Source organism: Chryseobacterium salviniae, from assembly GCF_035819015.1.
GTDB classification, from domain to species: Bacteria; Bacteroidota; Bacteroidia; order Flavobacteriales; family Weeksellaceae; genus Chryseobacterium; species Chryseobacterium salviniae.
Map to the genome: position 1 here is coordinate 1 of NZ_JAYLAA010000062.1, position 10,463 is coordinate 10,463.

The window sequence follows — 10,463 nt, forward strand, 5'->3', positions numbered from 1 at the left end:
GGCGCGGCGAAGCCGCGCCACCCGAAACCTGAAAAATGAGCTCAAACAATTGCTGCGATCAGGGCTATTGGTAAAAGACACCAAAAAAATGGAAGCCATCATAAAATCATTTAAACACAATGTAAAAATCTGGTTCACCACTTAAATGCACCGCATTTCAAAATTAAGCAATCACAATTCTGTTTTTACGATCACAATTATTATTTTTGTTAAAAGAGAAATAATGAAAAAATTAATTTTATTAGCGATAATCGGCTTGGGAGTCGTTTCCTGCGCCACTCAAAATACCACAAAAAAAATGACGGAACAGCCTAAAGAATGGAAGCACACCACCAATATCTATGAAGTAAACTTAAGACAATACACTAAAGAAGGAACATTCAGGGCCTTTGAAAAAGAAATGCCAAGACTAAAAGCAATGGGTGTGAAAACCCTCTGGTTTATGCCGGTTACCCCCATTGCGCAGCAGAATAAAAAAGGCAGTCTGGGAAGTCAGTATGCCGCTGCAGATTATACGTCCATCAATCCCGAATTCGGAACAATGGATGATTTCAGGCACATGGTAAACGAAGCGCACCGTCTCGGATTTAAAGTAATCATGGATTGGGTTGCCAATCATACCGGATGGGATCATGTATGGACAAAAACACACCCGGAATTCTACCTGAAAGATCCGGACGGAAGTTTTCACCGTGCATCAGGAATGGACGATATCATTGAATTGGATTACAAAAACCAGGAAATGAGGCTTGCAATGATTGATGCCATGAAATTCTGGATCCGGGAAACCGGTATCGACGGGTTCAGATGTGACCTTGCTTCATGGGTAGAAGTAGACTTTTGGCAGCAGGCTCGCCCGGAAGTGGAAAAAATAAAACCGCTCTTCTGGATTGGCGAATACGATGAGCTCGAAAACCCGGAATACGGAAAAGTTTTTGATGCAAGCTATTCATGGAAATGGATGCATAAATCAGAAGATTATTATAAAAAAAATCTCCCGATACAGGAGCTAAAGGATTTGCTTATACAGTACTCCAATATTGGTGATGGATCTATGCGGGCATGGTTTACCAGCAATCACGACGAAAACTCATGGAACGGAACAGAATATGAAAAATACGGTGTCATCGCCAAACCAATGGCAGTTTTCTCTGCAACATGGAACGGCATTCCTCTGCTCTATTCCGGACAGGAATTGCCCAACATGAAAAGACTTCAGTTTTTTGAAAAAGATCCGATACAATGGACTAACAATTACCAGATGGCAGAGTTTTATAAAACTCTGTTAAATCTCAAATCATCCAATCCCGCTTTAAGAGGCGGAGACCCGAACGTAGGAACCTATCTTCTTAATACAACAGCCAATGATAAGATTTTTTCTTACCTGAGAAAAAACGGTAATCATGAGGTGTTGGTAGTCTTAAACATGTCAAAAGATCCTGTTGATTTCAGCATTGAAGATGAGCATCTTTCCGGATCCTTCAAAAATGTTTTCACCAAAATGAATCGAAATTTTGAAAAAGAAAAAACCTTTAATTTCAAGCCCGGTGATTATGCTGTTTTTGAAAAATAAACTCTGATTAAAAATTGTTTAAGAAAATACGTTTTCAATAAGCCAGTCAGTTGAAACCTATCTGATAAATTTTAATTCAGCGTTAAAAGAAAATAAGCCGTTTCAAAATTCGCGAAACGGCTTATTTAATATAGAGATCATTGTGTTTTTAATTTACAAATCCCCTTACTATGTAATCATTACCAGCAGTAGCTCCAATGTAAAAATTCCCGGTACTAGATGCATTATAATTTACAACCCTAAAACTGACTGTAGTAGAAGAAGTTATATTTTGTAAGGCACTTATTGAGCTGAGATCTATAGTATATAAACTTATTGATGTAGTTATGGTAATTGGAGAGCCTATATTGTTATAACTCGCACCACCATCAATGCTGTATTGTATTTGGGATAGCGTAGGTCCTGCACTGGTTCTGTAGGCATACATATCAATTGAACTTAATGATAGGGTATTACCTGTATTTGCATTGATTGTAAAAGTGAAAAAGTCATTCGTGCTAATAGCAGTATTTAAAACTGTTGTGGTAGCCCAGCTGCTTCCGCCCCATGTGCTTGCAGCACATGATGATGATGTTACACCAGATCCTCTAGTAAGACCTTCAACTGAAACATTCGAAGCTGTAGTAGTAGGTGCAAGAGGAGAGACTCCGCATGAAGACAAACCATTGGTATCCCATGCTGCTAATATAATTGGTGCAACAGTGTCGTTGTCTGTTATTGTTAAAGTATTTGTTGTAATTCCTGAAGCAATAGCTCCGTTGTTATTCCCCCCTGTAACATTTTGTAAACCAAACTGAATCGTTTCATTTCCTTCCACCAGAGCGTCATCAGTTACAGTAAGTGTCACAGTCTGGTTTGCTGAAGAGCCTGCCGGGAAAGTTACGGTTTGCGTAGTATAGTTATTTATATCCGTTGCACTGCCGGTTCCCCCAGAAATGAATACTTCCACTGAAGTAGCGGTTGTTGCACTTGGATTTGTGATAGATAGTACAAGAGTGGTTGTTCCTACACCTTCGGAAACCGAAGAAGAAACCGCAGCGAATTGTACAGATGTTTGCGGTAAAGAAGCTATTGCTCCTACAAATCCAGAACCTGTTTCTGTACCGAGTAATGTTCCGCTGGTTGCTGTAGGAGTTACATAAAATTTGATATATTTATTAATGTCCGCAGCAGTTAATATATATGTAGAACCTGTAGCTCCTGTTATTGTTGTTTCATTAGTACCTGATGTATCATCAGATCTTGTCCATCTGAAAACAGAACTACCTTCCGTATTTCCTTCATTATCATTATAAGTGTAATTTCCTGTAAGAGTCTGCCCTTGTACTGCAGTGCCTGTAATGCTTACTGCCGAAGCTGTAGGTGCCTGATTAACAACTGCGTTCACAGGTCCTGCCCACGAAGAGCATTTTTGTATACCTGGTGAAGCCCCCACCGAAGAGCCCGGTGTTACACAGAACTGGATATACTTACCTTGTTCAGTACCACCTAAAGTAAAGACTTGATTTGAAGCAGAAGCTATATCTTCCGCATTGGTGCCGGATAGAGCGTCTGCTTTTCTCCATATAAATGTACTGGCATCATCAGGATTGGCGTCTGCATCTGCATAAGAATAATTCGCGGTTAATATTTCACCTACTGTATAAATTCCTGATACATTAACATTACTTGCAATAGGAGCTGTATTGCTCTCCTCATATCCCAGATTTTGCCATTTAGAACCATCCCACCCTACAAATGTTTTCTTTTCTTTATCAAAAACAATTAAGCCTTCACTGGCTGTAGCGGCAAGATTGTTAACAGCAGCAGTGGTAAGCCTCGGAACAACTAATCCTTTAGTATCAGACTCTATATCAAGTATAGACGAAGGATGAGGTGTTTTTGTGTTAATCCCAACTTGTGAAAAATATAGCAAGGGACAAGCAATTAGTAGTGCGGGAAATAATTTTCTCTCCATAGTGTTTTTTATTAAAATATACAGGCAAATTTAATTGATCTTATTCTTCTATAATTGAACGTTTTATTAAATAAAAATTAAATCATATTCATATTCATATTTAGATACTTTGCAATGGCAAATACAAAAAGAGTTTATCATGTTAAATATTAAGTGTTCGGAAACCGATTGTAAAATGAACAAGAGAATCTGTAAATTTTATTATTAAATTATTAATACATTTGGATGTATATGAAATTGAATACGGTTATGGATAAATCAACATTATTAAAAGCCATAAAAAACAGACTGGAAGAAAAAATTCAGAAATTTGAAAAACTAATCGAAGAAACCCGTGCTTCAAACAATGATACCAAAAGTTCAATGGGCGACAAATACGAAACCGGAAGGGAAATGCTTCAGCAGGAAATCAATAATCTGCAGAGACAGCTGAATGAAGCCTTGAACCAGCAAACATTGCTTCAAAAAATAAGTGCCGAAACTTCCACAAAAGTACAAAACGGAGCGTTGGTGGAAACCGACAAAGGCTTGTTTTATATTGCCGCTTCCGTAGGAGAAATAATCTTTGATAACCAAAAAGTAATGACCGTTTCAGGAGAGTCTCCATTGGCAAAAGCAATGGCAGGATTAATCAAGGGGCAGGGTTTTTCTCTTAATAACATCACTCAAAGTATTAAGCATATCTGGTAATGTGAGTTGTTGTTTTTCATATATAAACTATAAATAACCATAATTTAAGAAAATTTTATTGCTTACTTTAGAAGCAATGCAGGATTTTTGTCGTAAATTGTGGTATCAATTATCACAATTAATAAAAATCAATATGGGAATTTTAGACAACAAAGTAGCACTTGTTACAGGAGCAGGATCAGGAATCGGATTAGCTGTTGCGCATTCTTATGCAAAAGAAGGAGCCAAAGTTATTGTATCGGATATTAATGAAGAACACGGCCGTAAATCAGTGGAAGATATCAAAAAAAGAGGAGGCGAAGCATCTTTCGTAAAAGCAGATACTTCAAAACCCGAAGAAGTGGAAGCTTTGGTTAAGAAAACAGTGGAAATCTACGGAAGACTTGATATTGCCTGCAACAATGCAGGAATCGGGGGTGAACAAGCTCTCACAGGCGATTACAGTCTCGACAGCTGGAGAAAAGTTTTAAGTATAAATCTTGATGGTGTTTTCTACGGATGCAAATATGAGCTGGAGCAAATGGAAAAAAACGGAGGAGGTGTTATCGTAAATATGGCCTCCATTCATGGTACAGTTGCTGCGCCGCTGTCTTCGGCTTATACTTCTGCAAAGCATGCCGTTGTGGGACTTACCAAAAATATCGGTGCCGAATACGGACAGAAAAATATCCGGTGTAATGCGGTAGGGCCAGCTTATATAGAAACCCCGCTACTGGAAAGTGCAAGTGGCGAAATGAAGGACGCCCTTATTACAAAACACCCGATGGGAAGGCTGGGAAAACCGGAGGAAGTAGCAGAGCTGGTATTATTCCTGAGTTCGGAAAAATCATCCTTTATGACGGGAGGCTATTATCTTATTGATGGTGGCTATACGGCAGTATAATGAAATTTGATTTCAACAATAGAAAGCGTTCATTAAAATGGGCGCTTTTTTCATACAATTTCGGAATAGTTTCTTTAAATTTGAACCTTAAAATCTTTTTCAGATGCAGAATTATTTAGACCTTTTACAACATATTTTAGATAACGGAACCGACAAAACCGACAGAACCGGAACGGGCACGAGAAGTGTTTTCGGATATCAGCTGAGATATGATCTGTCTAAAGGCTTTCCTTTAGTAACCACCAAAAAAGTGCACCTGAAATCTATTATTTATGAATTACTCTGGTTTTTAAAAGGCGATACGAATATTAAATACCTGAAAGATAATGGTGTTTCCATCTGGGATGAGTGGGCAGATGAAAACGGAGATCTTGGGCCAGTCTACGGCGCACAGTGGAGAAGCTGGAACGGTGCAGATGGTAAAGTGATCGACCAGATTACGGAAGTGATCGACCAAATCAAAAAGAATCCCGATTCCAGAAGGCTTATCGTTTCTGCCTGGAATGTTGCCGAAATCCCGAATATGGCGTTAGCTCCTTGTCATGCCTTATTTCAGTTTTACGTGGCAGATGGAAAATTGTCTTTACAGCTCTATCAGAGAAGTGCCGACGTTTTTCTGGGCGTTCCGTTCAATATTGCAAGTTATGCTTTGCTATTGATGATGGTCGCGCAGGTTTGTGAGCTTCAAGTTGGAGACTACGTCCATACTTTCGGAGATGTTCATATCTATAATAACCATTTTGAACAGGTTAAAAAGCAGCTCTCCAGAGATCCGCGGCCGCTTCCGACGATGAAGCTCAATCCCGATATAAAAGATATTTTTGATTTTGATTTTGAAGATTTTACGTTGGAAAATTATGATCCGCATCCGGGAATAAAAGCTCCGGTGGCGATTTAATTTAAATCAGAATATTATAGAAGTTGAGAACATTAAAAATATTGATATTTCTGGGATTAATAAAACATATCCTGTCAAAAAAATAGATATAAGAATATTTTCAAAAGTGCTGGAACAAAGGGAAAATGATTATAAGAAAGGAAAAATTCAGCAACTTACATATGAGCTCTTAAATGATATTTTTAATACTATACAAAATAAACCAAGTGAAGCGTAAAAACTTCACTTTTTTGTAACATCTCTTCAAAATTTTCAACTTATCAGGTAAATCTCAACGATATGTTTAAAAAGCTACTTTTCCTTTCAGCAATCGGTATTTCAGGCATGGCACTCTCTCAAAATACGGTGAAAGATAAAATGTCAGATTACCTTGATTCTTTGTTGGTACACCATAAAGTAATGGGAAGTTTTGCATTCGCAGAAAATGATCATCCTACTTTCGTTAAAGTGGTCGGATTTGCAGATGTGGAAAAAAGCCAGAAAGCGAATGTCAATACACAATATCGTGTAGGTTCAATCAGCAAAACGTTTACCGCAGTTTTGGTGATGAAAGCTGTAGAGGAAAAAAAGATTTCTTTAGACAAAAAACTTTCGGATTTCTATCCTGAAATTCCAAATGCAGATAAAATTACCATTGAACATTTACTGCAGCACAGAACAGGAATTCACAACCTTACCGACGAGGGAGAATATTTACAGTACAATACAAAACCACAAACCGAGAACAGTTTAATCGACATCATTAAAAAATATCAAAGTGATTTTGAACCGGGATCAAAACATGCATACAGCAACTCCAATTACATCCTTTTAGGTTTTATCCTTGAAAAAATTTATAAAAAATCATACACGGAAATCGTAAAGGAAAAAATCACAAAACCTTTAAAATTAACCTTGACAGAAGTTGGTGGAAAGATAGATCCTTCAAAGAACCAGGCAAAATCATATCAGTTTGTCAACGGAAAATATGAAGCTTCCACCGAAACAGATATGAGCATCCCAATCGGTGCCGGTAATATCATTTCAACGCCAAGAGAGCTTTTAACCTTTATTCTCGGCCTGGAAAAAGGTAAGCTTCTCAAAAAAGAAAATGTTGCAAAAATGAAAAATTTTGTCGACGGTTACGGATATGGCCTGATAAAAGTTCCTTTCGGAAAAGAATGGGGATATGGCCATACAGGAGGAATTGATAATTTCAGTTCCGCATTATATTATTTCCCGACGCTGAAAGTAGCCATGGCTTTTACAATCAACCAGTCAAACACTGATACTAATGATATTTCCATTAAGCTCATAGAAACAGCATTAGGAAAAGATTTTGAAATACCTGGTTTTAAAACAATAGAAATTCCTGAAAGTGAGCTTCAAAAATATACAGGAACATATTCTTCACCGAATATACCCCTGAAAATTAATATCTTTATCCAGGATAAAAAACTGATGGCGCAGGCAACAGGACAAAGCGCATTTCCTCTTGAGGCGACCTCTGATACAAACTTTACATTTGATAAGGCCGGAATTGAAATAAATTTTTATCCGGAAAAGAATCAGTTCATCATCATGCAGGGAGGAACAAAAAATACTTTCACAAAAGAAAAATAATATGAAATATCTAAAAATAAATACTGAAAAAAATGCAGATATCGAAGTCCTTAAAACGGCTATACTCCAATTGAAAGGAGTAGACTCTGTAGAAATCATAGATGACGAAAATCCCGAAAGTGAGCTTAAAAAAGCCTTCGCCAAAACAAAAGAACAATTCAAAAAAGGGGACTACGAAACGTTAGTAAATGATATTTTTGATATTTTAACCAAGAAATAATTTTTAATCATAATGAAAAAAGCCATTTTATCGATCGCTCTTTTAGGAATTTTCTTTTCCGCCAATGTAGCGGCACAAACTGAAACTTCCGGCAGGGAAAAAGTCTACAGAGCGACTCATACCAAAGTGACAGAACTTAAACATACCAAACTTAAAGTAAATTTCGATTATCAGAAAGAGCAGATGAACGGTGAAGAATGGCTCACGGCATCTCCTTACTTTTATCCTTCCAACCAGCTTACGCTCGATGCCAAAGGAATGCTGATTCACGAAGTGGCTTTGGAAACCAATGGTAAAAAATCTCCGTTAAAATATAATTATAAAGACGATGTTCTTAACATTACTTTAGATAAAACCTACCAGAAAAACCAGGATTACACGGTTTACATCAAATATACTTCCCGTCCCAACGAAGTGAAGCAGGAAGGAAGTGCGGCCATCAATGATGCAAAAGGCCTCTATTTCATCAACGCACAAGGCAAAGATCCCGATATGCCGACACAGATCTGGACGCAGGGAGAAACCGAATCCTCTTCAGCGTGGTTTCCTACCATTGATAAGCCCAATCAGAAAACAACACAGGAAATCTACATGACGGTCCCTGATAAATATGTAACGCTTTCCAACGGAATCCTGAAAGACTCTCAAAAGGAATCAAACGGACTGAGAACGGATCACTGGGTGATGGATAAAAGACATTCTACTTATTTATTTTTTATGGGCGTGGGAAACTACGCTGTTGTAAAAGATAAATGGAGAAATATTCCGGTAGATTATTATATTGAAAAAGAATATGAGCCTTACGCCAAGCAGATCTACGGAAATACACCGGAAATGATTGAATTTTTCTCGAAAAAGCTCGGCTACGACTATCCATGGGCTAAATATGCACAGATTTCCGGAAGAAATTATGTGAGCGGAGCCATGGAAAATACAACAGCCACACTTCACGGAAGCGATATCCTGCAAAAACCGGGTCAGCTAATTGACGAAAATACCTGGGAAGACACCATTGCCCACGAATTATTCCACCACTGGTTTGGCGATCTTGTAACGGCAGAAAGCTGGAGCAATCTTACCGTAAACGAATCTTTTGCCAACTATTCAGAATATTTGTGGAATGAATTTAAATACGGAAAAGATCAGGCAGACTATCATCAGATGACCGATGTGAATATGTACATCCACAATCCTACCGATTTTAAAAAAGATCTTGTTCGTTTCGATTACAGTTCACGTGAAGATGTTTTCGACCTGGTAACCTATCAAAAAGGAGGCGGAATTCTTCACATGCTCAGAAACTACCTTGGCGACGACGCTTTCTTTGCAGGAATGCAGGATTATCTTAAAACCAACGAATATCAGAATGCAGAAGCACATCAGCTGAGGCTTTCATTCGAGAAAGTTTCCGGAAAAGACCTGAATTGGTTTTTCAATCAGTGGTATTTCGGAAGCGGAAACCCGAAAATCAATTATTCCTACACTTTTGAACCCGTTAAAAAACAAATTGCCGTAACCATTGAGCAGACACAGGAACAGCCGTTTCAGTTTCCACTCGCTATCGATGTTTACGAAAACGGAAAGCCGAGAAGATACAACGTTTGGGTAAATGCACAGGCGAAAAACACCTTTAATTTTGATGTTTCCAAAAATGCAGATCTGGTAAATATCAATGCAGACGGCGTGTTACTGGCAGATATCAACGATACCAAAACTCCGGAACAATATCTGATGCAGTTTACAGGATCTAAAGAATTCAAAAGCAGATACAATGCCCTGAACGGAATCAAGGATCAGGTAGGAAAAAACCCTGCAGCAACAAAATTATTGTCAGCAGCGATTAAAGATCCTTATTTCAGAACAAGAATAAAAGCGTTGCAGCTTATGGATCTTTCCAATGCAGATCAGCTGAAAGCTTTAGGCGCAGACGTTGAAAAGCTGGCTACCAATGATCCTAAAACACTGGTTCAGGCAGCAGCTATTTCAGCCTTGGCAAAAACAAAAGACAAGAAATACATGCCGATATTTGAAAAAGGAACAAACGCTGTTTCCAATGCGGTAAAAGGAAGTTCCGTAGGAGCCGTAATTGCGATTGATCCGGCTAAAGCTGCAACCTACGCCGATAAAATCGATCTTGAAGGCGCTTCAGAAACATTAGCCGCACAAATGCTTCCGATTATTGTAAAGAATAAAGTTTCTTCCCAAATGGCCAATATCGCGCAGTTTGCTGCATTTTATCCTTTTATCAAATTCCAGAATCCTGAACTTGGAAAATCTGCAGAAGAAGGTTTCAACTGGATTATGACTTCCGATAATATAAAAGCAACGGAAAGCATCACCAAAATTCTTGGTCAGGCAAAAGGGCAGATCGGCGAAAATCCTCAGGTGAAAATGATGATAAGCCAAATGCTGAAGGATGGTCTGAACAAAAAAATGGATCTCTTAAAACAGAATCCTCAAAGCGCCGCAAGCATTAATAAACAGATCGATGCGCTTAATAAAGCAATTGAAGATTATAAGTAAATATCAATGCCAATAGCAAGAGCACTTCTGAAAAGAGGTGCTTTTTTTATTGGAAGCTTTTTCCGGCTTTCCGCACTCGCTATTTTTTCAGTTTTCGGCGCGGCAGCGAAGCTGCCG

The 10,463-nt window shown here is 38.3% G+C and carries 8 protein-coding genes; 7 read left to right on the top strand and 1 reads right to left on the bottom strand.

The features are described 5' to 3' along the window. Window positions 1–223 precede the first annotated feature (223 nt). Window positions 224–1,573: an alpha-amylase family glycosyl hydrolase gene (locus SOP96_RS18295; RefSeq protein ID WP_326322334.1), complete on the top strand. Its 1,350-nt coding sequence runs from the start codon at window positions 224–226 to the stop codon at window positions 1,571–1,573. Between the two features lie 148 nt (window positions 1,574–1,721). Here the strand turns inward: SOP96_RS18295 and SOP96_RS18300 are convergent, their stop codons facing one another. Continuing rightward, complete coding sequence (locus SOP96_RS18300) at window positions 1,722–3,530, bottom strand: Calx-beta domain-containing protein (protein ID WP_326322335.1); 1,809 nt, start codon at window positions 3,528–3,530, stop codon at window positions 1,722–1,724. Window positions 3,531–3,779: 249 nt separating this feature from the next. Between SOP96_RS18300 and SOP96_RS18305 the strand changes: the two genes are divergently transcribed. From SOP96_RS18305 to SOP96_RS18330, 6 genes are all read left to right on the top strand, one after another. Next, window positions 3,780–4,220: a hypothetical protein gene (locus SOP96_RS18305; protein ID WP_326322336.1), complete on the top strand. Its 441-nt coding sequence runs from the start codon at window positions 3,780–3,782 to the stop codon at window positions 4,218–4,220. Window positions 4,221–4,353: 133 nt separating this feature from the next. Next, window positions 4,354–5,103, top strand: coding sequence for an SDR family NAD(P)-dependent oxidoreductase (locus SOP96_RS18310; RefSeq protein ID WP_326322337.1), 750 nt, complete (start codon window positions 4,354–4,356; stop codon window positions 5,101–5,103). 103 nt (window positions 5,104–5,206) lie between these two features. Further along, window positions 5,207–6,001: a thymidylate synthase gene (locus SOP96_RS18315; protein ID WP_326322338.1), complete on the top strand. Its 795-nt coding sequence runs from the start codon at window positions 5,207–5,209 to the stop codon at window positions 5,999–6,001. 279 nt (window positions 6,002–6,280) lie between these two features. Continuing rightward, window positions 6,281–7,603, top strand: coding sequence for a serine hydrolase domain-containing protein (locus tag SOP96_RS18320; RefSeq protein WP_326322339.1), 1,323 nt, complete (start codon window positions 6,281–6,283; stop codon window positions 7,601–7,603). 1 nt (window position 7,604) lies between these two features. Further along, window positions 7,605–7,823, top strand: a complete 219-nt coding sequence (locus SOP96_RS18325; RefSeq protein WP_326322340.1) for a hypothetical protein — start codon at window positions 7,605–7,607, stop codon at window positions 7,821–7,823. Window positions 7,824–7,835: 12 nt separating this feature from the next. Then, on the top strand, window positions 7,836–10,346 hold the full coding sequence (locus tag SOP96_RS18330) for a M1 family metallopeptidase (protein ID WP_326322341.1): 2,511 nt from the start codon (window positions 7,836–7,838) through the stop codon (window positions 10,344–10,346). Window positions 10,347–10,463 lie beyond the last annotated feature (117 nt).